A 25,490-nucleotide genomic window follows, 5' to 3' on the forward strand; every position below is an offset into this window, starting at 1 on the left:
GCAGGCAGTTAAATGGACCACGGAGGGTTCTGCTGAAAGAGCATTTGCTCGAGTACGGGAAACGTCAGGCATACGTCAGTTGTCGGGGATATGTTAGTATCTCGCTAAGGAGGGGCTAAAGACTTTTTTCGTCGGCTTTTTTTGTCGAAGAAATCAGTTTTTTAGCCTAATTAAGGTGGCACCGCGGAGAAAATCCGTCCTTAACAAAGCATAAATTGCATTGTTATGGGCGGATTTTTTAGTTGAAAAAATGAAACGAGGTGTCCAAGAGTTGAATCAGACAGACCTAAAGCAATATGGCCAAGAATATCCCTTCCTGCCAGTGATTGTTAGCAAGAAAATCAGTAATTTTGACCCAGTGGTGATTATGCAGGAACTGGGGACAACCAAGGATCAGACGATGATCTTTCAACGTGAGGGTGTAACGACCTTCTTTCTCTCGCTTGAGCAAACGATTACCGGCCGAGATGGCCAAATCCAAGTGACGAGCGCAGCTGGTCAAGTTGAAACCAAGCAGGGCGACCCAATTGCCTTCTTAAATCAGCTTTATCAACAGTATAAAATTCCGAAGGTGACTGATACCGTTCCCTTTGTGGCCGGGTTAATTGGCTACTTCGCCTATGATTTTGTCCGCTACCATCCCGATGTTCACTTAGCACCGGCCCAAGATGACCTTGGCTTAGCAGATTTCGAATTATTTTTGCCAAAGGTAGTCGCCAATTATCGGCACGAGACCAAGGAGCTGATTTTAAGCCAAACGGTGGCGTCCGACCGGCTTGAGACCGACTTTGAAAAGGTCCAACAAGAACTAAATGATTTGGCGGACCAGGCTGGTGAAATCATGGACCGGGTTCAGAACAATGAGTTAGCAGCCGCTGAGCAGGAAAATCAGGATAGCTTCAACTATGAGTCGCTTGAGGGCGACGAGGTCCAAAGCCAACCAGCGTTAACTTTTACCAATCAATTTACCCGGGCCACCTTCAGTGACCGGGTGCAGATAACGAAAGAACACATCCATGCCGGTGATATCTTTCAGCTAATTTTATCCAATCCTTACCTAGCCAAAACGGATAACCAGCAACTCCTACCAGGTGTCTTTACCAGGCTTCAGAATGGTCCACAGTCGCCTTACCAGTTCTACTTTCAGAACGGTGACTACCAGGCAACCGGCGCTTCCCCGGAAACATTAATTAAGAAGACCGGCGACCGGTTGTTCTCGTATCCGCTAGCGGGTACCCGGCGGCGGGGGAAAACAGCAGAAGAGGACCGCTTCTTTGCCCAGGAATTGCAGCATAGCGAAAAGGAACTCGCGGAACATAATATGCTCGTTGATCTGGGCCGCAACGACTTAGGCCGAGTTAGCCAATTTGGCACGGTTGCCGTTACGAAACTACGTCACCTGCTTTACTTTCCAAATGTGATGCACCTTGGTTCGACAATCGAAAGCCAAGTCCAGGCGGATTTAACCCCTGTCGATATTTTAACAGCGACCTTGCCGGCCGGAACGTTATCTGGGGCACCCAAGATTTCGGCCATGCAGATTATCAATCAATTGGAGGACCGCAAGCGGGGCATTTACGGTGGTGGCATCGGCACAATCGGTTTTGATGGCGACCTCGATATCTGCATTGGTATTCGCTTAGCTTATCAGAAGGACCAGCACTTGGTCGTCCATGCTGGGGCTGGGATTGTTGCCGACAGTAGTCCAGAAGAAGAATATCGTGAATTTGAAAATAAAAGCCGGTTGATGTTGGACTTGGTCACAAAGGAGGCAGCAGCGAATGCTATTACTAATTGATAATTATGACAGCTTTACCTATAACCTCTACCAAGAAATCGGCAAGTTGACCAAGCAGACCATCAAGGTGGTGAAAAACGATCAAGTAAGCGTTGAGGACCTAGAGGAGCCAACGCTGACTGGATTAATCTTATCGCCGGGACCGGGTCGGCCAAATCAGGCCGGGAACCTCAATACCGTTTTGGCAGCGGCCATCGGGCGGGTGCCCGTTCTCGGTGTTTGTCTCGGCCATCAAGCAATTGGCGAGGTCTATGGGGCCAAGATTGTTACGGCGCCTCTCATGCACGGGAAGACAAGTCTGATTCACCAGCAGGGCAATCAATCAGTCGGCATTTTAGCCAGTTGCCCGACAACATTTACGGTTGGGCGTTACCATTCCTTGATGATTGATCCGGCCACCATCCCCAATCACTTAGCCGTGACCGCCCAGGCCGATGATGGCACTATCCAAGCGGTTGCCGATGAAGAGAACCACGTTTACGGGGTTGAATTTCACCCCGAATCAATTATGACGGACCAAGCGGCCGCCAAACAGATTTTTACTAATTTCTTAGCTTATACGGGAGAGAAGAACCATGATTAAAACAGCCATTCAAACAGTCAGTCAACAGCAAAACTTAATGTTCGAGGAAGCGGCCCAGGTTATCAGTGAAATCATGACCGGCCAGGCTGAAGAAATTCAGATTGCCGCCCTTTTGACGGCCTTAACAGCAAAGGGGGAAACGGCCGATGAAATTGCCGGGGCTGCCCAAGCAATGCGCCAGGCGGCCTTAGAATTTCCTAAGCAGCCGGCGGGCTTGGACATCGTCGGAACCGGTGGTGACCATTCTAATTCCTTTAATATTTCGTCGACGGCGGGTTTGGTCATTGCTAGTCTGGGCTATGACGTGGTCAAGCATGGCAACCGAGCCGCATCTTCAAAGAGTGGTGCTGCCGATGTCTTAGAGGCCCTTGGCTTCCCAATTAATCAGGAGGTTGACCAGGCCGAACAAATGCTAAAGGACAATCACTTTACCTTTCTCTTTGCTCAAAAGTACCATCAAGCAATGAAGTATGTGGCCCCAGTTCGTCGCGGTTTAGGCATCCGGACTATCTTTAACGTCTTGGGACCATTGGCCAATCCAGCCGAACCCAAGCAAATGGTTTTGGGCGTTTATGACGGGGCATTGTTGGAACCGATGGCTCAGGTCTTGCACCAGCTCGGTGTCCAGTCGGCCAACATTTTGTATGGAACGGATGGTCTCGATGAAGCTTCCATTTCGGCGCCAACCAAGTTAGTGCAATTGCGGGGTGACAATATTCAGTTCCAAACGATTACTCCTGAGGAATTCGGTTTGAAGCGGGCAACCAAAGAAGAAATTGTTGGTGGAACGGCGCAGGAGAATGCGGCCATTACCCGGGCTATCTTGTCTGGTGAGGAACGGGGGGCCAAGCGCGATATCGTGGTCTTAAATGCAGCCATTGGCCTGAATGCCGTCAACCCAACCATTACGATTAAAGAGGGTGTGAAATTAGCCCAGGAGGCCCTCGATGATGGTCGGGTAGCCGATTTGCTGGCAACCTTAACCGCTGCGGAGGCTGTTGAATGATTCTAGATGACTTAGTGGTCGCCACCAAAAGCCGGCTAGTAAAAGAAAAAGAAGCGGTGCAGGTAGCTGATTTGAAAGTGCAGGCAGAAGCCTTGCCTGTGGCTGACCCGCAGGACGTTTATGACCGTTTTTTAGCATCGGGGATTCACGTGATTGCCGAGGTTAAGAAAGCCTCGCCTTCCAAGGGCGTGATTGCAGCTGATTTTCCTTATCAAGAAATTGCCCGAACCTACGATCAAGCCGGTGCAACGGCCATTTCGGTCTTAACCGAGCCAGATTACTTTTTGGGCAAATTAGATTATTTGGCCGAGATTGCGCCAGCGGTGACCCGTCCCGTTTTACGGAAAGACTTTGTTATCGACCCCTATATGATCTATCAGGCAAAGGTCGCGGGCGCAAAAATCATTCTGTTGATTGTGGCGATTTTGTCACCAGAGGACTTGCAAGCCTATTTGAACCTGGCTGAAAGCCTGGGACTGGCGGTGTTAGTCGAGGCACATGACGAGGATGAAATCAGTCAAGCACTGGCCGTCGGCGCCAAGATGATTGGGGTTAATAACCGCAATTTAAAGGACTTTACCGTTTCCTTTGACAATAGCCAACGACTCTTTGATTTGGTGCCCGATTCTGTTGCCTTTATTGCCGAAAGTGGCGTGAAAAAGCCGGCAGATATTGCCCACCTGCAATCCTTAGGAATCAATGGTGTGCTCATCGGGGAAGCCCTGATGAAAGCGGCTGATCCAAAGGCTTTTATTGAAGCAGGATTGGGGGAGCTGGCCCATGACCAAGATTAAAATTTGTGGCTTGATGACTAAGGAAGAGGCCTTGATGGCCAACGAGGCGCGCCCTGATTTGGCGGGAGTGGTCTTTGCTCCTGGTCGCCACCAGGTCACGGCAGAGGAAGCTTTAGTAGTGCGCAAGGCGCTGGATGAGCGGATTCCATTGGTCGGTGTTTTCGTTGCTGAACCGGTCGAAACGATTTTGAAATTAGTTGAAACGGGAACGATTCAAATGATTCAGCTGCATGGCCAGCGGCCAATCGCCGAGGCCCGGCAGTTGCAGTCGGCCGGCGTGCCGATTATCCAAGCCCTGGTCGGGGATGATGCCATTGATCAGGCTAAGGACTGGCAAAATCAGCTTCGGCTCCGTCGCTCACAAGAGCAGGATGGCGGTTTGGAAAAGCGTCAAGATAGTAATTTCCCTTTAGCCAATTTTAATGGTGGTTCGGACGAAAAGGCAGACAGTGATTCGGCTTTAGCTGATTTTAATGGCGGCTTGGCCGAACACCCAGACGGGGATCTTGACCTAGTTGATTTTTTAATGGTTGATGCTGGTGCCGGATCCGGCCAACGATTAGATTGGCAACGGTTAGTTGGTTTAGCACCGACTCACTTGTTTGTGGCCGGTGGGATTCAACCCGATAATCTAAGTGATTTATTGCAGCTTTATCAGCCTGCTTTCGTTGATGTGAGTTCTGGGGCGGAAACAAAGGGACATAAAGATTTAAACAAGATGGTGGCACTGGTAGCCATTGCCCATCAAGAGGAGAGAAAGTAATGGAAACAGAATACAAGACAAAGAAACAGGCCGGTCGGTTCTTAGAGTATGGTGGCCAATATGTACCGGAAACCTTGATGAATGAGTTGAATAAGATGGCCGATGTTTACCAGGAAGCGAAGGCTGACCCTGATTTTCAGGCGGAATTGGCTGACCTACTGGCTAATTATGCTAACCGACCATCGCTGTTGTACTATGCTAAAAACATGACGGAAGACCTTGGTGGTGCTCAAATTTATTTCAAACGCGAGGACTTGAACCACACGGGAGCTCATAAGATTAACAACGTGATTGGCCAGGCATTGCTAGCCAAGCGGATGGGCAAGAAACGCTTGATTGCCGAAACCGGTGCCGGTCAACACGGGGTGGCCACGGCAACGATTGCCGCCTTGTTTGGCCTGGAATGTGAAGTCTTTATGGGAAAGGAAGACACGGACCGTCAGCGTTTGAATGTCTATCGGATGGAGCTCCTTGGGGCCAAGGTTCATGCCGTGACTTCCGGATCAATGGTCTTAAAGGATGCCATTAATGCCGCTCTGCAGGACTTTGCGGCCCGACCTGAGGACACGTTTTATGTGATGGGCTCGGCAACCGGCCCTCATCCTTATCCGGAGATGGTGCGTGACTTTCAAAGTGTCATTAGCCAGGAATCCAAGCAACAAATTCAGGACCAATTGGGACGCTTACCCGATAAGGTTATTGCCTGTGTCGGTGGTGGTTCCAATGCCATTGGTAGTTTTGCCCACTATATCGACCATCCTGAGGTGGACTTGATTGGGGTGGAAGCGGCCGGCAAGGGCGTTGATACTGATTTGACGGCGGCGACCATTGAAAAGGGCCGGTTGGGTGTCTTTCACGGCATGAAGTCGCTCTTTTTGCAAAATGACAGTGGCCAAATTAATCCGGTTTATTCGATTTCGGCTGGGTTAGATTATCCAGGAGTTGGGCCAGAACACGCCGCCTTGGCAGCCGAACACCGGGCCCAATATGTTGGTATCACCGATGATGAGGCCGTGGCTGCCTTTGAGTACATTGCCAAGCAAGAGGGCATTATTGCTGCCATCGAAAGCTGCCATGCCGTGGCCTACGTGCAAAAATTAGCGCCAACATTGCCAAAAGACCAGGTCATTGTCTGCACATTATCTGGCCGAGGCGACAAGGATGTGGCCGCGATTGCCAAGTATCGGGGGGTTGAAATTCATGAGTAAAATTAGTCAGACCTTTAAAAACCATAAAAACTTTATTGCCTTTGTCACCGCTAATGATCCAGACATGGAAACAACTGTTAAAAATGTTGTGGCCTTGGCTGAAGGCGGGGCCGACGTGGTTGAAATTGGGATTCCTTTTTCCGACCCAGTCGCCGATGGTCCCGTTATTCAGGCGGCCGATTTACGGGCGCTGCGTGACCCTGATTTGCCGATTGAATCGATTTTTGCAGCTGTAAAGGAAATTCGACGGCAAACAGCAGTGCCGTTGGTCTTCTTGGTCTATCTAAACGTTGTCCTCCAGTACGGCTATGAGCGTTTTACTGCCGACTGTGAAAAATTCGGTGTTGATGGCCTGATTATCCCCGATTTGCCCTATGAAGAACGAGGGGAATCGGCTCCCTTTACTGACAAGCACGGCTTGGATTTGATTCCGTTGATTACGGTGACGTCTGGTGAGCGCATTTCAATGATTGCCAAAGAAGCGACCGGCTTTATCTATCTGGTTTCTTCTTTGGGGGTGACGGGTACTCGCGAGTCCTTTGCTTCTAATTTAGCGGAGGTTGTTGGGCAAATTGAGGCGGTCACGGATGTACCGGTGGCCATTGGCTTTGGTGTCCATACTGCCGACCAGGCACGGACAATGGCGGAATTGGCCGATGGGGTCATTATTGGGTCCGCCTGTGTCCAGATTGTGGCTGACAATGGTCAAGAGGCACCGGCAAAGTTACAGGCATACGCCGAGGAAATCCGTGCTGCCGTTGATGACGTAACGGTCGAAGAGGCTTAACGGTCGAAGAGGCTTAACGGATTAGTCAAAAGCAAGTACCCCTGCTAACACCTAAACCGGCTTTGTGAGTGACTTTAAAGTTAATGGTGTTGCTGAGTGGCTTTGCTTACTTTTGGTTGGTTCGTCTATTGCCTTTTGTCGTTAGTGGGCTAGATTCGAATTTTTTGGATTAATAGTGCATTATATTTGTTCTAATTTTAAATTTCATGCTATACTGAAAAAAATTAATTAATTCGCAAGGGGAGCATCACGCTGAGATTAGACAGAAATGTCTTAGACCCTATGTACCTGATCTGGTTAATACCAGCGTAGGAATGCAACTAATATCGTTAACAAGGGTCATTTTTTAAGGGCTTTTTGGTTGAGGTTGAATTCATCATGAATTCAACCTTTTTCTTTTGCTGGTAAAGACTGTTCAGGGTGGATTGATGAATTAAATTTTAGGAGAGAAAAAATGATTCAACAGAACCATCAGCAGCAAGAAAGTTCCCCGGAAGAGGTACCATTAAGCACCGGTCAGATCCTATTGATTAGTATTCAACATATCTTTGTTTCCAATGTCTGGCTGGACCCGATTTTTGTTGCCTCAGCTGCGGGCCTCTCGTTAGCCCTGTCGACGAACTTGATCAGTGCTATTTTTTTGGCATCTGGTCTCGTGACGATTTTGCAGGCTTCAAAATTAGCGCGGCTGCCGATTGTGCAAGGACCCTCAGCGGCCTTTGACGCCTTAATGATTAGCGCTGGTAAAACTGGGGGCTTGCCAGCCGCCGGTGGCGCCGTCTTTCTCAGTGGCTTTATTGTTTTGCTGATGTCGTTATTTGGCTGGGTTCATCGCTTAGCCAAGAAGCTGACACCTGCGATTACCGGGACCATTATTTTTTTGGTCGGCGTTTCGCTTTCAAGTTTTACAATGTCGGAATTATTAGGGGGTACGCCCGGAACAAAAGGCTTCGCAGCACCGAATGTTTTGCTGGTGGCCGTGGTGACCACTTTGATTGTTGTCTTGGGATCGTTGTTTGGCCGCGGTTACTGGCGTAAGTTTTCCTTTTTGTTGGCCCTGGTAGTCGGCAATCTTTTGGCGGCCAGCTTGGGGATGATTGACCTGTCAGGCGTCAAAAGCCAACCGCTCTTTGGCTTACCACGGTTGTTCCCATATGGACTATTTCGTTTTAATTGGGATATTTTCTTGACCTTCTTCATCGCTTATTTAGTGGCGGTGGTTGAAGCTTTGGGTGTTTATGAAGCATCCGCCGATGTTACCAAAGAAGAATTAAGCTCAAAGCGTATTAGCCGTGGCATTGCTGGTGAAGCGGGTGGTTCAATGCTTTCCTCTTTGATTGGTGGTTTCCCAACAACCGCTTTTGCCCAAAACTTAGGGGTGATGAAGTTGACGGGGGTTCATTCTCGTAAGCCAATTCTATTGGCCGGGGGATTGCTGATTTTACTAGGGTTCGTGCCTAAGTTTGCGGCAGTTCTGGCTTTGACTCCAGCACCAGTGATTGGTGGAATGTTTTTGCCGGCAGCGGCGACTTTGTTGACGACGGGCTTTGCAACCCTGCAGAAGGCTGATAAGAGCGAAGCAACACGGATGAGTATTGGTTTGTCTTTGTTGTTGGCCATTGCCTTGCCATCTTATGCAAAGGGCTTTTCAGGTATTTATCAGTCACTCTTTTCAAATAGTATTTTAGTTGGTGCCCTGTCGGTTGTGACTTTGCATATCCTATTAATTGTCATACCAGGATTTTTTGGAAGGGAAAAGAACCATGAGTGATTCAGTTGCAGCGATTCAAGAAGAAATTCTGAGTTTTATTGATCAGCACCAAGTCATGGACGGCCATCATGAAAGCGATGAGGATTTTAACCGGCTGGCCCTCGATTTATTTCAATATCAATTTGACCATAATTTACCCTATAAAAAATATGCGCAACAACAACGAAAAAGTCCGTTAATGGTTCATCGGTGGCAAGATATTCCACTCATGCCGATTCAGGGATACAAGAAGTTAACACTGTCGACAACACCAATTACGGCGGACGAGGCCGTTTTTATGTCGAGTGGGACAACGGATAAAAACCACCGTAGTCATAGCTACCATCCAACTTTTGCTGTTTGGAATGAATCGATGAAGGCCCCATTCAAGCAGTACGTCCTTCCAGACGTTGATCGAATCACGATTATCGGTCTTTTCTCGGATGAAGAACACTTAGCAAATTCTTCTTTGGCTCATTATGTTAGTCACGCCATTGCCGAGTTTGGTGACCAACATAGTCGAGCTTACGTCAATCAAGACGGTATCGATTACCAGGGCGTGGTCGCTGCTTTGAAGGCGGCAGAAGAGGACCAGCGTCCTGTGATGTTATTAGGGGCTAGTTTTTCCTACGTCCATCTTTTGGATTATCTAAAACAGCAGAAATTAGTCTTCCACCTGGCTGAGAAAAGTCGGATTTTTGATACTGGTGGTTTCAAGGGTCAGTCGCGTCAAGTTAGCGAAGACCAGCTGCTAGCTGATTTGGAAGGAACCTTTGGCGTCAGCCGTGATTATTATTTAAATATGTATGGCATGACGGAAATTAGTTCACAGTGCTATGACCAGAACCTGTGGCGCCTCAACCAGGGGTTGGAGCCAATTTATAGTAAGCAAACACCGGCTTGGGTTCGTGTCAGAATTTTAGATACCGATACCTTGGAACCAGTTACGCCGGGTGAAAAGGGGGTTTTGGCTTATTACGATCTTTCAAACTGGAACTCATGTTTGGGCATTTTAACAGAAGATTTAGCAGTCCAGGATGAAGCTGGCTTTACCTTGCTCGGTCGAATCGCTGGGGCGGAGTCGAAGGGGTGTTCGATTTCGATTGATCAACTACTGCAAGCCAATCAGGCATGAAAGAGGTCGTAATGGCTGAAGAAATAGAGACAACAAAAATTAACTTGTTCTTGGCACCAAACGAGAGCCAATTTGATCAATTGGAAACCTGGTCGATTTCGGTGGGTGACCAACGCTATGACTTACAGTATCCTGATTTGACGGAGGCGGAATTCAAAGCGACCATCAAGGCATTGGAAAACCATCAGCAGGCTTTTTTAAGTCAACTTTCGGTCGAACAAATCGTGACGATAATTAGTGCTGCCGCTGAAAAGTGGACGGACCCAGAATACAAAGAGCGTCAGTTGGCATTAAAGCTATTACCGGTTATCACGGGGTACAGCGAGGAAACCATTAACTTAGAAATTCGGCGCTATATGCGCCTCTTTCGTGCCAAAGAGTTGCGCCGGTTCTTAAATACGGAATTGACAAACCCAGCGATTTTGGATGCTTTTCAACCACAAGCATCCGGGAGTCTGACGAAGGCCTATGGTCCCAAAACAAGTTTTCACGTTTTTTCCGGTAATATTCCGGGCCTCCAGGTCTGGTCACTCGTGATGACGCTGTTGGTAAAATCAGCCAGCTTTGGGAAAACTTCTTTCGCTGAACCACTTTTTCCGGTGCTCTTTGGCCAAAGTTTATTAGCGGTTGAGCCCAAGTTGGCGGGCTGCTTAGCCATCTTTCCGTGGGAAGGGGGCAGCAAACCGGCAGTCGAAGAGGCGGCCGCGGCCAACACGGATGCCACGATTGCTTATGGTTCCGACCAATCTGTGAAGAAGGTTCAGGCATTGGTGCCGGATGGCCATTTATTTTTGCATTATGGCTATAAAATCAGCTTTGCCTTGGTTGGCCAGGAGTCATTGGCGACAGACCGCTACCAAGGTACCGTTAATCGGGCCGGTGCGGACGTGGCGATTTATGATCAGCAAAGCTGCCTGTCGCCACAGTGTATTTTCGTTGAGCGTGGCGGTGCATTGTCACCGAAGGACTTTGCCAGGGCGTTAGCAGCTGATTTGGCCAGCAAGCAACAACGATGGCCTCGGGCTGAACTGGACGACCAACAGGCCTCAGCCATCAACCGCTTACGGGCGCAATTTCAATTGGAAGCCATCGATGATGACAGCTTGACGGTCTTTTCTAGCCCGAAAAAGACAGATTGGACTGTTGTCTATCACAATCAGCCGACCTTTACGAGTTCGCCATTAAATCGGTTCATCCATGTGATGGCCGTCGATGATTTGCTGGCTGTACCAGCTTACTTAAAGCCATATCGTCAGTACTTACAAACTGCTGGTGTTGCAGTAGCACCAAAACGCTTGCTACCAATCACGGATGCGCTGGGGCAAGCGGGTCTGTGTCGAATTACTGCCCTAGGTGAAATGACTCGGGCACGACCTGGCTGGCACCACGATGGTCATTTTAATTTATTAGATTTATTGCGGTTTACAGATATTGAGCCAAGTGCAGAAGGTTTGGCTGAACACTTGGATACAGATGTGGAGTGGTAAAGATGCTATTAGAAAATCAAGTGGCGTTGGTGACTGGAGCTAGCCGTGGAATCGGTGCTGCCATTGCCAAACGATTTGCCTCTGAGGGAGCACTTGTAATCGTCAATTTCTTGAAAAATCAGGAAAAAGCGGCTGCAGTTGTACAAGAAATCCAGAAAGCCGGCGGACAAGCAGTGGCTTTGGCCGCGGATGTTTGCGATGAGCAAGCAGTGCAAAAAATGATGACGACGATTGTCGATAATTTTGCTGGTTTGGACATTGTGGTGAATAATGCCCTCAGACACTATAGTTTTAATCCAAAAACCCGTCATCAGGCGGAGTCGATGCCGTGGCATGATTACCAGGAACAATTTGAGGGGGCGGTCAAGGCTGCCTACAATGTCAACCAGGCTGCTTTACCTTTGTTAAAGGCGAACCAGGACGGCCGGATTATTCAAATGACCAGTAACCTTGTCCAGCAGCCAACGGTTCCTTACCATGATTACATTACGGCCAAGGCTGCGTTATTAGGCTATTCGCGGGCATTAGCAAAAGATCTTGGACCGTTTGGTATTCGAGTGAATACGATTGCACCGGGGCTGACTTATCCAACGGATTCGAGTAGCGCCACTGGTAATGATGTCCGCGAGCAGTTGCTGGCGCTATCGGCAACCAAGCGGTTAACTGTCCCAGACGATGTGGCTGGAACGGCTCTTTATTTAGCTTCAAGCCTTTCCAATAACGTGACTGGTCAGTGCATTACAGTCGATGGTGGTCTCACCATGAATTAGCAGACTATCTGTTTTGATATCAGTTAGTTATTTTCATATTTTAAATAAAAAAGGAAACAACGGGTCAGGGTATCCATATCAGATATCTGAGTAGTTGTTTCCTTTTATATTTTTAGAAAAATAAACGAATGCCAAAGTACATAATGACGAAGCCGATAAAGGGCGACAAGAATTTGTTAATCTTTTTGGGATCGAATTGTTTGAGGACAAGTGGGGTTAAAATCGAACCAGCGACGCCACCAATCATTAAGTAGAGGCCAGCTGTCCAAGAAATTGGTCCACCACTCAATAAATGACTAACAAGGCCGACAACAGCCAAGACCCATAGAACGTAGGTTGTCGTACCGGCTGCTTTAACTGCGGGGACGTTCATAATCGAAAGGCCTGCCACGGTGGCCGAGCCACCTGATAGGCCACCAAAGCCAACCATGAGGCCGGAAATTAGTCCGAAGATTGGGGCAACCTTGCTATTTTCGTTGGCCTTTTCGTTCTCCTTTTTCTTGCGGAAATTTTTAATGACGACAATCAGACCCATGCCCGTTAGCAAAATTCCAACGCCGATATTGTAAACAGCGACGGGAATGAATCGGGAGACAGCGGTACCAATGATAATGCCTGGAATCCCGGCGATAATCAATCGATTGCCCAGCTTGCTTTCGATATTTTTTAATCGCCACTGTGTCACCATGCCCGAAAAGAGGGCGAAGACGGCAATTAAAAGCGAGGTTGGGACGGCGACGACTGTTGACATGCCTAAGGTCGAGGTTAAGACGCCAAGGTAAAAAGTGGCACCTCCGCCACCAATCAAGGTAACGAAGCAACCAATTAGGAAACCATAGAAAATTGCAATCATGAAAAAAACCAGCTTTCAAATAAAATATTCAGCAAAACCCATCAGGGAGTGCAGAGGTTTGAAGTACAAACCTTCAATCAGAATGACACTAATTAATAGTAGTCTACCAGTCTTTGACAAAAAATCCAGGGTAGGAGGCGCTTAAAAGAAAATAGTCCGAGGATGTCATCAAAAGAAACGGAGGATGCTAGCAACAAAAATTTGCAGAGCTTGCCAGTAACAAAAAAGTGAAAAAAACTTTAACATCAAAAAAGGACTGGGATTTTCCAGTCCAAAAGTTGGCTAGTAGCTTGGTGGCAGCGAAAGAATTAATGGAAAGGTAAACAGGGTGGAATAAGAAATGAATTTTTTTCGGGAAACGTGCTAGAAATATAGTTAGGAACTCATTGATTACACGAAAGAATCCTGTTTACCAAATGTCGAACAATAGAAGTAGGAATTAAGACAAGTATTCATATAAGGATACTGCCACCAAGTTCCTAGCACCTAAATTATAGCATAATTTTAAAAATATAATAATTATTTTAAAATGTTATACAAATATACCGGTGTTGATTAAAATAAATCAAAGAATGCTTTTAAATATTTGAGAACGAAGGTAATAAAGCTGGCCAGAGAACCAAGCGCGCCAGTGGCTGATTTGCCCAGGTTTTAATTCATTCGCACTTAGGGAATGCAAAATCGCTACCTTGTCGAAAGGGCAAAATAAAAAAGGCCTTAGGCCTTTTTGTTTGAAACAGATTCACGTAACCAAGGTTGGTCGCTTGCCTCATTTTCAGTCAAAACACGTTCGAGTGTTTCCGCCGCAGCGGGAACAAACATTTCTGGTCTTGGGTTAACTGGAATAAAGTCGGCGGCCAAGGTTTCATCACCATCGACAACCAAATCAGCTGCGTTAGCACCAGGGACCAAGCGGACCTCAAAGCCCATTGACAAGGTCTCTTGGGCATCGCCCCAGGAATTTTTATCAGTCACGTGGCTGGCAACGCCTAAGAGACGGACCACTTCGACGTCCAGGTTAGTTTCTTCCTTGAATTCACGGACGACGGCCTGCATTGGTGATTCGCCGTATTCCAAGAAACCACCGGGGAAGCCATAACCCTTCTTTGAATCGCCACGCTTTTCTAGCAAGATGGCATCGTGAGCCTCATTCCAAAGAACCCCCCAGGCAGAAGGAAAAATCATGCCTTCGTGACCAACCTTTGCGCGCATCCGAGCGATATAATTTTGTTCCATTATATAACCAGCTTTCTGATTTTTAGTTTTAAGTCAATTTAACAATAGTATCATAACATTCAATAATGATGTTGGTGGGCCGTTTTTCAGACTAATTTGCTTGTCAGCTGTTTCCAAGATGGACCGTGTTATAATGGGCATAGCGAAAATTTTTTGAAGCAGGTGAAATATGACACAGCAAAAGGGTGCCGTTTGGTACGAACACCTTCATACTGAAAAACATACCGGTGCACGTCGTGGCCGGTTACACACTCCCCATGGAACTTTTGAAACCCCAATGTTTATGCCAGTTGGGACTCAGGGTGCCGTTAAGGGCGTGAACAATCGAACACTGAAGGAGATTGGCTCACAGTTTATCTTGGCCAATACTTACCATTTGTGGGTTCGCCCAGGCGATGAGTTAATTGCCGAGGCCGGTGGTTTGCACAAGTATATGGGCTGGGATCAGGCCATCTTGACGGATTCTGGTGGCTTTCAGGTCTTCTCGTTGTCCGACTCACGCAAATTGAGTGAAGAGGGAGCAACCTTTCGCAACCACGTGAACGGCGACAAGATGTTTTTGTCACCAGAAGTAGCCATGCGGATTCAGAACAATTTGGGTTCTGATGTCATGATGCAGCTGGATGAAGCCATTCCCTATTTTGAAACTTATGAGTATATCCGGGATTCCATGCAACGGTCATTACGCTGGGCAGACCGGGCACAACAGTACCATAAGAAGACCGATACCCAGGCTTTGTTTGGAATTGTCCAGGGAGCAGGTTTCCGCGATTTACGGACTGAATCCGCTAAGGAATTAGTCAAGATGGATTTGCCAGGCTATGCCGTTGGTGGTTTATCCGTTGGTGAATCAAAGAAGGAAATGAACCGTGTTTTGGACTTTACTATGCCAATCTTACCCGAGGACAAGCCCCGGTATTTGATGGGCGTGGCGGCTCCTGATTCCTTAATTGACTCTGTCATCCGCGGGGTGGACATGTTTGACTGTGTCTTGCCAACGCGAGTTGGTCGTAAGGGAACACTGATGACCAAGCGCGGTCGAGTGGTGATCAAGAATTCAAAGTACAAGAATGACTTTTCACCCATTGATCCTGATTTGGAATACTATTCAAAGAATCCAATCCGGACAAATCAGTTTGGCAACCTAGCGCAATATGATTTGCCATCTTATAGTCCCTATCAAAATCTTTCCAGGTCTTACTTGCACCATCTCTTTAATGCGAATGAGTTGTTGGGCGCTCAGATTGCCTCAGAGCACAACCTGCGCTACTTGTTGAATTTAATGGAAGAAATGCGGACTGCCATTGAAGAAGACCGACTCTTGGAATTCCGCGAGCAGGTCTTGGAAGATTATGGTTATAACAAAGCCAACGCGCGTTTGTTCTAAAAATTTGTTACAATAGTTTAAACAAAAATAAATTAAAGGAAGTTCTTATGCAAAGTTTCATTTTCCCTCTATTAATTATCGTTGTCATGCTCTGGTGGATGTCACGGACGAGCAAGAAGCAACAACAACGTCAACAAGAAATGCGTAGCAACATGAAGCCAGGTGCTAAGGTTATCACCATTGGTGGCTTGCATGCTGTTGTTGATGCTGTCAACGAAGAAGCAAAGACTGTTGATTTGGACGCCGAAGGCGTTATTTTGACTTTTGAAGCAACTGCTATCCGGACTGTTAAGCCTGAAGAAGAGGCTAAGACTGAAGAAGTTAAGCCAGCTGAAGAAGCTAAGTCTGACGATAACACTGCTGAAGAAGCAAAGGACGAAGCAAAAGATTAAGACGTGATTCGCTTTGTTTGACGCAAACAAACAGTCGTCTTAGCCCCTCCCAAACAATTCGGGAGGGGCTTTTTACCAGTAAAGAGGGACAAAAATTCCAAGGAATGCTGATTTGCCCCAGAAACGTGATGAGGAAGAATTGATGAATTTACTATTACATTATGCCAAGCCTTACTGGAAGCAAATCACCTGCGCTGTTTTAGCAGTCGTGACGATGGCAACGGCAACATTATTGCAGCCGCAATTTTTAAAGCGGATGCTATCGGCCATCATTGCTGATAATTCGCAGGCTGTTCTCCATAACGGGGTGTGGTTGTTGGCTTTGGCGGTTGTCGGCATGGTTGCCGGGGTTTCTGGAACCTTTTTTGCTTCCCGAGTATCCCAAAGTGTTGCAGCTGATTTACGACGAGCAGAATACGAAAAGATCCAGTCGTTTTCTTTGACGCAGATTCAAAAGTTTTCATCTGCTAACTTGGTCATTCGGTTAACTAACGATATTAACCAGGTTCAACGCTTTGCCATGCAATTGATGCAAATCATTTTACGTGTGCCAATTCTATTTGCCGGTGGCTTGGTATTGGCCATTTGGACCATGCCTGGTTTATGGTGGGTCATCGTTTTGATGATTATCTTAATCATGCTGACAACAGGACGCATTTTTGGAAAAATGGGTGGTTTGTTTGGCAAGTTCCAACATATCTTGGACAAGAACAATACCATTACTCAGGAAAGTCTTTCAGCTGTCCGTGTGGTGAAGTCCTTTAACCAAGAAAAGCAAGAAGAAGACAACTTTGCAGCCAGTACTAAGGAATTGACGGATTTAAACCAAAAGATTGCTTATATCTTTTCATTAATGACGCCGGTTTATATGCTGATTTCTTATATCGCAATTGCTGCTGCTTTACTTTTGGTTTCGCAAACGATTTTGAAGAACCCCGATGAATTGGCAAAGATTACGCCTTTTATCACCTATTTAAATCAGATTTTGTTCTCATTGCTGATGATGGGGATGGTTTCGAACATGGCCTCCCGTGGTTTGGTTTCTTTGAAGCGAATTGGGGCAGTGATGGCCGAGCCAAGCACCATTAATATTCATGAAAATGCTGAAAATGGAACAGTTAAGCGGTTAAATGGGAACATTAATGTTCGTGACCTTTCTTTTGCCTATCCAAATGATGACAAGCAGGTTTTGCGCGATATTTCCTTTAATCTGCCTGCTGGCCAAACGCTTGGAATCGTCGGGTCGACGGGGTCCGGAAAGTCAACTTTGGCACTGTTGTTGGCACGCTTGTATCAGCCAAGTGCGGGTCAGATTGACATCGATGGCCAAGACTTACAAACCATCGACCAGGAAACGCTACACCAAAACCTGTCGATTGTCTTGCAAAAGCCAGTCTTGTTTTCCGGTACGATTGAAGACAACTTAAAGATGGGCCGGCCAGATGCCAGTTTGGCTGATTTAGAAAAAGCGGCCGACCAGGCCCAAGCCAGTGAATTTATTAATCAATATCCTGACCGCTTTGGTCAAGAAGTTTCGGAACGCTCTTCTAACCTTTCCGGTGGGCAAAAGCAGCGGTTATCGCTGGCCAGAGCCCTGGTTAAAAATCCGAGTCTGCTAATCTTGGATGATTCAACTTCCGCCTTGGATGCCCGGTCCGAAAAGCTGGTTCAAGAGGCACTAGCTAAGGACTTTGCAACAACCACCAAGGTGATTATTGCCGAAAAAATTGCCTCAATTATCCATGCCGATCAGATTTTAGTCATGGATCAGGATCAGATTGTTGGGGTTGGAACCCACCAAGAGCTCCTTGACCAGTCTGAAATCTACCAAGATATTTACCAAAGTCAAAAAGCAAAGGAGGACAACCATGGCTGAAATTAAAACGGCACTTGCTTACTTTGTTAAAAACTTAAAGCAATACTGGCGGGCCTTGTTCATTTCGTTGCTCTTAATTTTAGTGGCGACCTATGCGCAGATTAAGGCGCCACTTTATTTGGGGGATGCCATTTCGGCCTTGACCCATTACTTGGTAGCTTCGCTAACGCCTGGGGGTCATGGATCCCTACATGATTTTTATGTGGCCGTCTTTTCCATGATTGCTTTTTATGTGTTGACCGAATTTGCCTTGTTAATTTCTGGTCTTATGACTGCCAAAATTTCGTCTGATTCAGTAGGTGTGATGCGGCGTGGTTTGTTTGGCAAGCTCCAAAAAATGCCAGTGCGCTACTTTGATACCCACCAGGACGGAAAAGTTTTATCACTCTTTACTTCTGATTTAGATAATATTTTTACGGCCATGAATAACGCCGTTTTCCAGATTTTCTCCCAAGCGCTGCTTTTTGCTGGTGTAATTTGGATGATGTTTGCCAAATCAGCTACGATGGCGTGGGTGACATTGGCTTCAACGCCGATTGCCATTATCGGTGCCTTACTGATTGCCAAATATGCTCAGATTCAAATTAACCACCAGCAGGCGGCAACGGCTGACATGAACGGTTATATTAATGAACAGTTAGCGGGACAAACAGTTCTGTTAACGGAAGGCCGTCAAGCGGATTCGATTGAAAAGTTCGAACCATTTAACGATCAGGTTCGAGTAGCGAGCCAAAAGGGTCAGTTCTATTCCGGCCTGTTAAACCCCTTGATGCAGGGGTTCTCCTTGCTTAATTTAGCGATTGTGATTTTCTTTGGTTCTTGGTTAGTGTTGCATAATGGCATGGATAAGGCCTCAGGTTTGGCCTTAGTGGTTGTCTTTGTTAACTACTCACAGCAACTTTTTCAACCAATTACTTCACTGACGACCATCTACAACGCCTTGCAACTGGCCGTAACGGGTGCCAACCGGATTACGGAGGTTGAAAAGGAAGACGATGAGGTCAACACAGGGACAAAGATCGCTGGTCCGCTTAAGAACGAGATTGCCTTAAAGCATGTTGATTTTTCTTATAACCCAGACCGACAAATTTTGAAGGACGTTTCCATTACGGTTAAGAAGGGCCAGATGGTTGCTCTGGTGGGACCAACGGGTTCCGGTAAGACGACCGTGATGAACCTGTTAAATCGGTTTTATGACCTGTCGGGTGGCGAAATCACCTATGATGGGACAAAGCTACAAGACTTTGACCTTTATTCCTTGCGTGACCGCGTTGGGATTGTTTTGCAGGAATCAGTTGTCTTTTCAAAGTCAATCATGGATAATATCCGCTATGGTCGCCCGGATGCAAGCTTAGAAGAAGTCCAAGAGGCCGCCAAACAGGCACGCATCCACGACTTTATCATGTCCTTACCAGACCAATACGATACGCAAATTTCCCCTGAAAAAGATCTCTTCTCCAGTGGGCAAAAGCAGCTTCTTTCAATTGCTCGAACAATCTTGACGGATCCTGATTTGCTAATCTTAGATGAAGCAACGTCGAACGTCGATACGGTCACTGAAGCAAAGATTCAAGAAGCCATGGATAACGTCATGGCCAACCGTACTTCCTTTGTGATTGCTCACCGTCTTAAGACAATTTTATCCGCTGATCAAATTGTCGTTTTGAAGGATGGCCAAGTCATTGAACGTGGCTCTCACGAGGAATTGGTCAAAGAAAACGGCTTTTATGCCGAACTGTATACCAACCAAATGGTCTTTGAATAGAGATTTTAGCGGTCTTAAATCAAAACCGTTTTCGGGGGCAGAATTTGGAACGACCCCATCGAGATGGTATACTAAAAGTACTATGCCCAAGGGCAAAGCAACGAGCAATGGAGATTCCTATGAAAATTGGCTTATTTACGGATACTTATTTTCCACAGGTTTCCGGTGTCGCCACCTCAATTCAAACCTTAAAAAATGCTTTGGAGGCCCAGGGTCACCAAGTTTATATTTTTACGACCACTGACCCTAAGGTTGACAAGCATACACCAGAAGAAGGGATTTATCGTTTTTCATCGATGCCCTATTTTGGTTTCAAGGATCGTCGTTTGACTTTTCGTGGTTTGATTCAAGCCGTTGAAATTGCCCGAGACTTAGGTTTAGAAATTGTCCACACGCAAACGGAATTTTCACTGGGCTTAATTGGCAAGTATGTGGCCCGACGGTTAAAAATTCCTGTTATTCATACCTACCACACGCAATATGAAGATTACACACATTATGTTGCCAAAGGGATGTTAATCCGGCCTGGTGCGGTTGGCCATATCGTGAAGGCCTACCTGAAGGGAATGGAGGGCGTGATTGCCCCTTCTGAGAGGGTGAAAGAAAGCCTGCTTAGTTATGGTGTGACGATTCCAATTCCAGTGATTCCAACCGGTGTGGCGATTCCAAAGCGAGAAGCTCACCACGATATTCGTCAGCAGTATGGCTTGGCTGAAAATCAGCCGGTGATTCTGTCTTTGGGACGGTTAGCCTTTGAAAAAAATGTGGCTTTAACGATTTCCGCCTTTTCGGAGCTTTTGCAAACGATTCCGGATGCGAAGCTCATGATTGCCGGTGATGGCCCAGCCAAAAAATCTCTGGAAGAACAGGTTGAGGACATGGGCTTGCAGGATGCCATTATTTTTACGGGCATGATTAACCATGACCAAGTCGGTGATTACTATCGAATGGCCAACGTTTTCGTTTCCTCATCGGATAGTGAGACACAAGGGCTGACCTTTATTGAAGCCTTGGCTGCTGACCGGCCTTTTGTCGCTGTTCGTTCACCTTATTTGGAAGAGGTGGTGACCAACAAGGCGATTGGAACGTTGATTGACGATTACGATGAGTTTTTAGCCGCTACTTTATACTATTTACAACATTCTGATACAGCTGCCGATGATCGAATTCGGGCAGCAGCAGTAAAAAATGTTGATGCAACGACTTTTGCGGATCGAGTCTTAAACTTTTACGACCAGGTTTTGCAAGATTACCACCATGATGACGATGATGACGATTCAGACCAGTTAACGGATGAAGAAGTCGGTTATATCAAACGTCTCTTACGCAACCCCTTTAGGAGAAGCTAACTTGAAGGTTCTGTTATATTTTGAAAACCAAAAATTAATTGCCAAATCAGGCATTGGTCGGGCCATGCGCTTGCAACAAGAGGCACTGGCACCGATTGATGATGTCGAGGTGACGACTGACCCCAAGTGTACGGACTACGATATTTTGCATATCAACACTTATGGCGTGAAATCGATGTATATGGTCAAAAAGGCCCACAAAATGGGGAAAAAGGTGGTTTACCACGCCCATTCGACCTACGAAGACTTTCGTAATTCATTCTTTGCTTCAAACTTGATTGCTCCCTTGTATAAGAAGTACTTGGTGGCGCTTTATGGCCAAGCCGATGCTTTGATTACGCCAACGCCATATTCAAAATCGCTTTTGGAAAATTATGGCCTGACGCAACCAATTTACCCTGTTTCAAATGGGATTCGTTTGAGTAAATATGCAAATGACCCCAAAAAAATTCAGGCTTACAAGGATTACTTTAATATCCAGCCAGGCCAGAAAGTTGTGATGTCTGTCGGCCTGTTCTTTGAGCGCAAGGGGATTTTCGATTTTGTTGAATTAGCCAAGCGTCACCCAGAAATTACCTTTATTTGGTTTGGTCATACCAACCCCACCATCTTGCCACGTAAGATTCGCCGGGTTGTCTTTGGTGGTGAGCATCCAAACAACCTGATTTTCCCAGGTTACTTATCAGGGGACGTAATTTTAGGGGCCTTTGCTGGGGCTGATTTGTTCTTGTATCCATCCTACGAAGAAACAGAAGGAATCGTCGTCTTAGAAGCCCTGGCCTCTAAGCAACGTCTCTTGGTTCGTGATATTCCGGTTTATGATTCTTGGCTGAAAGACGGTGTTAATAGCTATAAGGCAGAAGACTTAGAAGACTTTGACCGCCAAATGGTTGCCATTTTAGCTGGTGAAAAATCAGATTTGACCCAGGCTGGCTTCCAAGTTGCACAAGAAAGAGATTTAAACCGAGTTGGAGAAATTCTTGCTGAGGTTTATCAAGCGGTTTTAGAGAATCGCGCCTTGTCATTTAACGCTGACCAGGACGGGGCGCTTGTGCCAGCTTGGTCGACGAATCGGTCCTAGGAGATTCTTGATGGACGTTTTAAAATCCAAAAAAAACCAATTATCGGCCTTACTAGTCCTTGTGTTAACAGGTCTAACCATCTATTACTTGACGCGGGAATTAAGTGGTCGCGAAAAGCAATTAGAGGCAGCTCTGAAAGTCTTGGACTGGCATTTTCTTGTTCTTGCATTGCTGACGATGATTCTTTCGTTGGTGCTTGAGGCATTGGCTACTAGATCTCTGCTTAGTTCTGTTGATCGAAAGAATACGAGTTGGGGCACTTTGATTCGTGTTCCGCTGCTTAATCAACTGGGGACAGGTCTAACGCCTTTTGCCTCCGGGGGACAGCCAGCGCAATTATATGCGTTAACGCGAGGAAAAATCGAAGGTAGTCGGGCTTTGTCCGTAACCTTAATGAAGTTTTTGGTTTATCAAATTGTAGTCGTTTTGTTCTTTATTGTCGGCTATGTAGCCGCCGATTCTTTTATCTACAAAAATGTTGATCCAACCTTTGCCACCTTCATTCCTTTTGCCATCGCCATCCATGCCGTTGTGATTATTGGCCTGCTCTTGGTGATGTTTTGGCCAAAGCTGTCTTTGAAGGTTGTTGAATGGTCTGGCCGTGCTGCACAAAAGTTTATGAGTGCTAGTCGGGTTAAAAAATTAGTTGACACGGCGGAAGATAAGGTCAATAATTTCCATCAGGAGTCAAAACGTGTTGCCCGCTCAGCTAAGTCGCTCCTTGTGGCAACGCTCTGGACAGCCCTGCAATTAATTGCCTTTTACCTGGTGCCATATTTTGTTATCCGGGCCTTTGGTTATGGCTCCGTTAACCCCTGGCTGATTTTAACAATGAACATTATGATTGTGATGGTCATTTCGTTGTTTCCAATTCCAGGCGGTGTTGGGGGAGCAGAGTTGTCCTTTCAACTTCTCTTTACGCCTTTCGTTAAGAACCCAGCAACTTTAGTCTTGGTTATCTTAATTTGGCGAATCATTACCTATTACTTCTGTCTCTTTGCTGGTATTTTAGCCTACGTAATTCCGAATAAGGAACAACGGTTGGCAAAGCAACAAAAGGGGTGACAAAGAATGGATGATTTAGCCAGTAAAAGTGTTTTAACAACGATATTAAACCGGCTCTTTGCCATGGAAAAATCAACGGACCAACGTTTTCAAGTTCGACGTTTTGACTCCTATGGCTTAGAGGTTTTAAAGGTAACCCTTGATCAAGAAGACAAGGTTTGGACAATCGAAGAACACCGGCGCAATAAGCAATATAAATTTGATGATGTTGATTTGGTCGCCATCGAGATTTATGACCTCCTCTTCGATATTCAACATACCTTTTAAGTTTTGTGAGGAAAACCGATATGTTAGCTCGTCTTAAAAATGCATTCAAGCCAAAAAAACTCTGGCAAAAGATGAAGAATACTCAGGACTTTTGGACTAGTATTAGTGGTTTTTTTGTTTTGAACCTTTTTTTTGTGTGGTTAAAGACCTATATTAATTACCACATCAATTTCTCTTTGGGCGTCCAAGGACCAATTCAAGATTTCTTACTTTTCTTGAATCCAATTCCAACGGCAATTATCTTGCTCGGGATTGCACTCTATTTCCGCGGGAAAGTGGCTTATATTTTAGCCTGGGTGATGAACTTAGTTCAGACCATTTGGCTCTTTGCCAATATTCTTTATTACCGTGAATTTTCTGATTTCCTATCCTTTGGGATTATGGGATCGGGCTCATCAACTGGCAATAACCTGGGAAAGTCGATTGCGGCCATTATTCGCCCAACTGATTTCTTAGTCTATGTCGACTTGATTGTGATGGCCGTTGTCTTACTCTTTAAGTTCTGGCCCATTGATAAGCAAGCAATTCAAAAGCGTTATGCGATTTTGACAACCATTTTAGGAATTGTCTTGATGTTGGTTGATTTTGGAGTCGCTTCGGTTGACCGCTCGGGCTTGTTGACGCGCTCATTTGATAACAACTATATTGTTAAGTACTTAGGCTTAAATGAATACGCTGCCTTTAATGCCTGGCAGACCAACAATCAAACGAAATCTCGTAAAGAAGCCAGTGCTGCTGATTTACAAAAGGTTCAAGATTTCTTGAAGCAAAACTCAGTGCCGGCTAATATTTCATATACCGGAACGGAAAAGGGTAAAAACGTCTTCGTTATTCACCTTGAGTCATTCCAGCAATTTTTGATTGATTACAAGGTTGATGGTCGCGAAGTTACGCCAAACTTAAACGCCTTCTACCACGATCAAAATACGCTTTCGTTTGATAATTTCTATAACCAGGTTGGTCAGGGAAAGACATCCGATGCTGAAATGATGCAGGAAAATTCCTTGTACGGACTTTCGACCGGATCAGCGATGACCAAGTATGGTTCAAGTAATACCTTTGAAGCGACACCTGCCATCCTAGGCCAGCAGGGTTATACTTCTGCCGCCTTCCACGGTGACGTGCCAACCTTCTGGAACCGAAACAATACTTATAAGTCCTTTGGTTATAATTACTTCTTCTCAAAGAACTTCTATAAGGATAGCGATAAGCCAAGTTATAACGTTGGCTATGGCATGAAGGATAAGATTTTCTTGAAGGATACTGCTCAGTATATCGAGCAGTTGCCACAGCCATTCTATGCCAAGTTAATTACGGTGACAAACCACTACCCATATGAACTTGACAAGGAAGATACTGATTTCCCAGCTACAAAGACTGGTGATACGACAGTTGATGGTTATGTTCAAACTGCTCATTACCTTGATCAGGCCTTCGGCGAATTGATGGCTTACCTCAAGCAGGCTGGGTTGTACGATAACTCTGTCTTTGTTTTGTACGGTGATCATTATGGTATTTCTGAAAACCACAAGCCTGCCATTGCGAAATTGCTTGGTAAGACTTCCGTGAGTGATTATGACTTGGCCCAATTCCAAAAGGTGCCATTCATGATGCATGCAACTGGTTTGCAGGGTGGTATCAACGATACCTACGGTGGCGAAATTGATATGATGCCAACCTTGATGAACCTTTTGGGGGTTTCTACGGAAGGGATGACCATGTTCGGTCACGATTTGTTGTCAACTCAGAATCCGCAAATTGTTGCTTTCCGTGATGGTGATTGGACGACGCCAACTTATACAAAGTATAAGAACCAATACTTCGATAGTAAGACTGGTCAGAAATTGTCGATTGATAATAATCCAGCGTTAAAGGCGACGGCCCAGCGGGTGCAGTCATACGTTGATGAGTCACTGTCAAATTCGGATAAGGTGATTACAGGTGACTTGCTTCGTTTTGATAAGAACCGTTGGAATTTCCACCAAATTGATAAAAAATCGTACGACTATACAAAGGCCAATACGTTGAAAGCGTTGAAGGCGAGTCAGTCGTCGAGCCCAACTTCGATTTTGGCCTTACGTAACGGACAATCAACCGTATCGGATTACAAAACTGATGCACCGGAGCTGAAATAAAA

General features: G+C 46.1%; 22 protein-coding genes and 1 riboswitch. Of the genes, 20 read left to right on the forward strand and 2 right to left on the reverse strand.

Annotation, left to right across the window (positions count from 1 at the left end):
- Positions 1–250 precede the first annotated feature (250 nt).
- The 11 genes from FT12353_RS07205 to FT12353_RS07255 all read left to right on the forward strand — a co-directional run bounded on the left by FT12353_RS07205 (position 251) and on the right by FT12353_RS07255 (position 12,081).
- Positions 251–1,798, forward strand: coding sequence for an anthranilate synthase component I family protein (locus FT12353_RS07205; RefSeq protein ID WP_203619260.1), 1,548 nt, complete (start codon positions 251–253; stop codon positions 1,796–1,798).
- The gene (locus FT12353_RS07210; protein ID WP_203619261.1) at positions 1,782–2,381 is read left to right on the forward strand and encodes an anthranilate synthase component II; all 600 of its coding nucleotides are present in this window, start codon (positions 1,782–1,784) and stop codon (positions 2,379–2,381) included. The genes FT12353_RS07205 and FT12353_RS07210 overlap by 17 nt, the downstream gene beginning before the upstream one ends.
- On the forward strand, positions 2,374–3,387 hold the full coding sequence (gene trpD / locus FT12353_RS07215) for an anthranilate phosphoribosyltransferase (RefSeq protein WP_203619262.1): 1,014 nt from the start codon (positions 2,374–2,376) through the stop codon (positions 3,385–3,387). Before FT12353_RS07210 ends, trpD begins: the two co-directional genes overlap by 8 nt.
- On the forward strand, positions 3,384–4,181 hold the full coding sequence (gene trpC, locus FT12353_RS07220; RefSeq protein ID WP_203619263.1) for an indole-3-glycerol phosphate synthase TrpC: 798 nt from the start codon (positions 3,384–3,386) through the stop codon (positions 4,179–4,181). Before trpD ends, trpC begins: the two co-directional genes overlap by 4 nt.
- Positions 4,168–4,944 (forward strand): phosphoribosylanthranilate isomerase, encoded by a 777-nt coding sequence (locus tag FT12353_RS07225; RefSeq protein WP_203619264.1) that lies wholly within the window; start codon positions 4,168–4,170, stop codon positions 4,942–4,944. Before trpC ends, FT12353_RS07225 begins: the two co-directional genes overlap by 14 nt.
- Complete coding sequence (gene trpB / locus FT12353_RS07230; protein WP_059393665.1) at positions 4,944–6,152, forward strand: tryptophan synthase subunit beta; 1,209 nt, start codon at positions 4,944–4,946, stop codon at positions 6,150–6,152. Before FT12353_RS07225 ends, trpB begins: the two co-directional genes overlap by 1 nt.
- Positions 6,145–6,939 (forward strand): tryptophan synthase subunit alpha, encoded by a 795-nt coding sequence (gene trpA, locus FT12353_RS07235; RefSeq protein WP_203619265.1) that lies wholly within the window; start codon positions 6,145–6,147, stop codon positions 6,937–6,939. The genes trpB and trpA overlap by 8 nt, the downstream gene beginning before the upstream one ends.
- A gap of 228 nt (positions 6,940–7,167) precedes the next feature.
- A riboswitch (TPP riboswitch) is annotated at positions 7,168–7,271 on the forward strand.
- Between the two features lie 122 nt (positions 7,272–7,393).
- Positions 7,394–8,710 carry a solute carrier family 23 protein gene (locus FT12353_RS07240; RefSeq protein WP_203619266.1) on the forward strand — a complete coding sequence of 439 codons (1,317 nt, stop codon included), beginning with the start codon at positions 7,394–7,396 and terminating at the stop codon, positions 8,708–8,710.
- Positions 8,703–9,824, forward strand: coding sequence for a LuxE/PaaK family acyltransferase (locus FT12353_RS07245; protein WP_203619267.1), 1,122 nt, complete (start codon positions 8,703–8,705; stop codon positions 9,822–9,824). The genes FT12353_RS07240 and FT12353_RS07245 overlap by 8 nt, the downstream gene beginning before the upstream one ends.
- An 11-nt stretch (positions 9,825–9,835) precedes the next feature.
- The gene (locus tag FT12353_RS07250) at positions 9,836–11,311 is read left to right on the forward strand and encodes an acyl-CoA reductase (RefSeq protein ID WP_203619268.1); all 1,476 of its coding nucleotides are present in this window, start codon (positions 9,836–9,838) and stop codon (positions 11,309–11,311) included.
- Positions 11,312–11,313: 2 nt separating this feature from the next.
- On the forward strand, positions 11,314–12,081 hold the full coding sequence (locus tag FT12353_RS07255; protein WP_203619269.1) for an SDR family oxidoreductase: 768 nt from the start codon (positions 11,314–11,316) through the stop codon (positions 12,079–12,081).
- A gap of 112 nt (positions 12,082–12,193) precedes the next feature.
- Here the strand turns inward: FT12353_RS07255 and FT12353_RS07260 are convergent, their stop codons facing one another.
- Positions 12,194–12,934, reverse strand: a complete 741-nt coding sequence (locus FT12353_RS07260) for a sulfite exporter TauE/SafE family protein (RefSeq protein WP_203619270.1) — start codon at positions 12,932–12,934, stop codon at positions 12,194–12,196.
- Between the two features lie 717 nt (positions 12,935–13,651).
- Positions 13,652–14,170 (reverse strand): NUDIX domain-containing protein, encoded by a 519-nt coding sequence (locus tag FT12353_RS07265; protein WP_203619271.1) that lies wholly within the window; start codon positions 14,168–14,170, stop codon positions 13,652–13,654.
- Between the two features lie 169 nt (positions 14,171–14,339).
- Here FT12353_RS07265 and tgt point away from each other — a divergent pair, with 169 nt between their 5' ends.
- The 9 genes from tgt (at position 14,340) to FT12353_RS07310 (ending at position 25,488) form a co-directional block, all read left to right on the forward strand.
- Complete coding sequence (gene tgt / locus FT12353_RS07270) at positions 14,340–15,557, forward strand: tRNA guanosine(34) transglycosylase Tgt (RefSeq protein ID WP_059393661.1); 1,218 nt, start codon at positions 14,340–14,342, stop codon at positions 15,555–15,557.
- Positions 15,558–15,604: 47 nt separating this feature from the next.
- Positions 15,605–15,949, forward strand: a complete 345-nt coding sequence (yajC, locus tag FT12353_RS07275; RefSeq protein WP_059393660.1) for a preprotein translocase subunit YajC — start codon at positions 15,605–15,607, stop codon at positions 15,947–15,949.
- Positions 15,950–16,091: 142 nt separating this feature from the next.
- A complete protein-coding gene (locus tag FT12353_RS07280) occupies positions 16,092–17,825 on the forward strand; it encodes an ABC transporter ATP-binding protein (RefSeq protein WP_203619272.1) in 1,734 nt (577 codons plus the stop codon).
- Positions 17,818–19,590 carry an ABC transporter ATP-binding protein gene (locus FT12353_RS07285; RefSeq protein ID WP_168778048.1) on the forward strand — a complete coding sequence of 591 codons (1,773 nt, stop codon included), beginning with the start codon at positions 17,818–17,820 and terminating at the stop codon, positions 19,588–19,590. Before FT12353_RS07280 ends, FT12353_RS07285 begins: the two co-directional genes overlap by 8 nt.
- Positions 19,591–19,709: 119 nt before the next feature.
- Positions 19,710–20,939 (forward strand): glycosyltransferase family 4 protein, encoded by a 1,230-nt coding sequence (locus FT12353_RS07290; protein ID WP_168778049.1) that lies wholly within the window; start codon positions 19,710–19,712, stop codon positions 20,937–20,939.
- Between the two features lies 1 nt (position 20,940).
- Positions 20,941–22,020: an LTA glycolipid anchor biosynthesis glycosyltransferase, IagA/BgsA family gene (locus FT12353_RS07295; protein WP_203619273.1), complete on the forward strand. Its 1,080-nt coding sequence runs from the start codon at positions 20,941–20,943 to the stop codon at positions 22,018–22,020.
- Positions 22,021–22,030: 10 nt separating this feature from the next.
- The gene (locus FT12353_RS07300) at positions 22,031–23,086 is read left to right on the forward strand and encodes a lysylphosphatidylglycerol synthase transmembrane domain-containing protein (protein WP_059393656.1); all 1,056 of its coding nucleotides are present in this window, start codon (positions 22,031–22,033) and stop codon (positions 23,084–23,086) included.
- A gap of 6 nt (positions 23,087–23,092) precedes the next feature.
- On the forward strand, positions 23,093–23,353 hold the full coding sequence (locus FT12353_RS07305) for a DUF1797 family protein (RefSeq protein ID WP_047975370.1): 261 nt from the start codon (positions 23,093–23,095) through the stop codon (positions 23,351–23,353).
- A 20-nt stretch (positions 23,354–23,373) separates the two neighbouring features.
- Complete coding sequence (locus FT12353_RS07310) at positions 23,374–25,488, forward strand: LTA synthase family protein (protein ID WP_203619274.1); 2,115 nt, start codon at positions 23,374–23,376, stop codon at positions 25,486–25,488.
- Positions 25,489–25,490 lie beyond the last annotated feature (2 nt).

The organism is Fructobacillus tropaeoli, from assembly GCF_016860625.1.
GTDB lineage: Bacteria > Bacillota > Bacilli > Lactobacillales > Lactobacillaceae > Fructobacillus > Fructobacillus tropaeoli.

Excerpts from the sequence above, each read along its gene's own strand:
- trpB (WP_059393665.1), top strand. The coding sequence starts at position 4,944 with ATGGAAACAGAATACAAGACAAAGAAACAGGCCGGTCGGTTCTTAGAG.
- FT12353_RS07290 (WP_168778049.1), top strand. The coding sequence starts at position 19,710 with ATGAAAATTGGCTTATTTACGGATACTTATTTTCCACAGGTTTCCGGT.
- FT12353_RS07300 (WP_059393656.1), top strand. The coding sequence starts at position 22,031 with ATGGACGTTTTAAAATCCAAAAAAAACCAATTATCGGCCTTACTAGTC.
- FT12353_RS07205 (WP_203619260.1), top strand. The coding sequence starts at position 251 with ATGAAACGAGGTGTCCAAGAGTTGAATCAGACAGACCTAAAGCAATAT.
- FT12353_RS07310 (WP_203619274.1), top strand. The coding sequence starts at position 23,374 with ATGTTAGCTCGTCTTAAAAATGCATTCAAGCCAAAAAAACTCTGGCAA.
- FT12353_RS07280 (WP_203619272.1), top strand. The coding sequence starts at position 16,092 with ATGAATTTACTATTACATTATGCCAAGCCTTACTGGAAGCAAATCACC.
- FT12353_RS07210 (WP_203619261.1), top strand. The coding sequence starts at position 1,782 with ATGCTATTACTAATTGATAATTATGACAGCTTTACCTATAACCTCTAC.
- FT12353_RS07245 (WP_203619267.1), top strand. The coding sequence starts at position 8,703 with ATGAGTGATTCAGTTGCAGCGATTCAAGAAGAAATTCTGAGTTTTATT.
- FT12353_RS07255 (WP_203619269.1), top strand. The coding sequence starts at position 11,314 with ATGCTATTAGAAAATCAAGTGGCGTTGGTGACTGGAGCTAGCCGTGGA.
- FT12353_RS07250 (WP_203619268.1), top strand. The coding sequence starts at position 9,836 with ATGGCTGAAGAAATAGAGACAACAAAAATTAACTTGTTCTTGGCACCA.
- trpC (WP_203619263.1), top strand. The coding sequence starts at position 3,384 with ATGATTCTAGATGACTTAGTGGTCGCCACCAAAAGCCGGCTAGTAAAA.
- FT12353_RS07265 (WP_203619271.1), bottom strand. The coding sequence starts at position 14,170 with ATGGAACAAAATTATATCGCTCGGATGCGCGCAAAGGTTGGTCACGAA.
- FT12353_RS07225 (WP_203619264.1), top strand. The coding sequence starts at position 4,168 with ATGACCAAGATTAAAATTTGTGGCTTGATGACTAAGGAAGAGGCCTTG.
- FT12353_RS07305 (WP_047975370.1), top strand. The coding sequence starts at position 23,093 with ATGGATGATTTAGCCAGTAAAAGTGTTTTAACAACGATATTAAACCGG.
- FT12353_RS07240 (WP_203619266.1), top strand. The coding sequence starts at position 7,394 with ATGATTCAACAGAACCATCAGCAGCAAGAAAGTTCCCCGGAAGAGGTA.
- FT12353_RS07285 (WP_168778048.1), top strand. The coding sequence starts at position 17,818 with ATGGCTGAAATTAAAACGGCACTTGCTTACTTTGTTAAAAACTTAAAG.
- FT12353_RS07260 (WP_203619270.1), bottom strand. The coding sequence starts at position 12,934 with ATGATTGCAATTTTCTATGGTTTCCTAATTGGTTGCTTCGTTACCTTG.
- tgt (WP_059393661.1), top strand. The coding sequence starts at position 14,340 with ATGACACAGCAAAAGGGTGCCGTTTGGTACGAACACCTTCATACTGAA.
- trpD (WP_203619262.1), top strand. The coding sequence starts at position 2,374 with ATGATTAAAACAGCCATTCAAACAGTCAGTCAACAGCAAAACTTAATG.
- trpA (WP_203619265.1), top strand. The coding sequence starts at position 6,145 with ATGAGTAAAATTAGTCAGACCTTTAAAAACCATAAAAACTTTATTGCC.
- yajC (WP_059393660.1), top strand. The coding sequence starts at position 15,605 with ATGCAAAGTTTCATTTTCCCTCTATTAATTATCGTTGTCATGCTCTGG.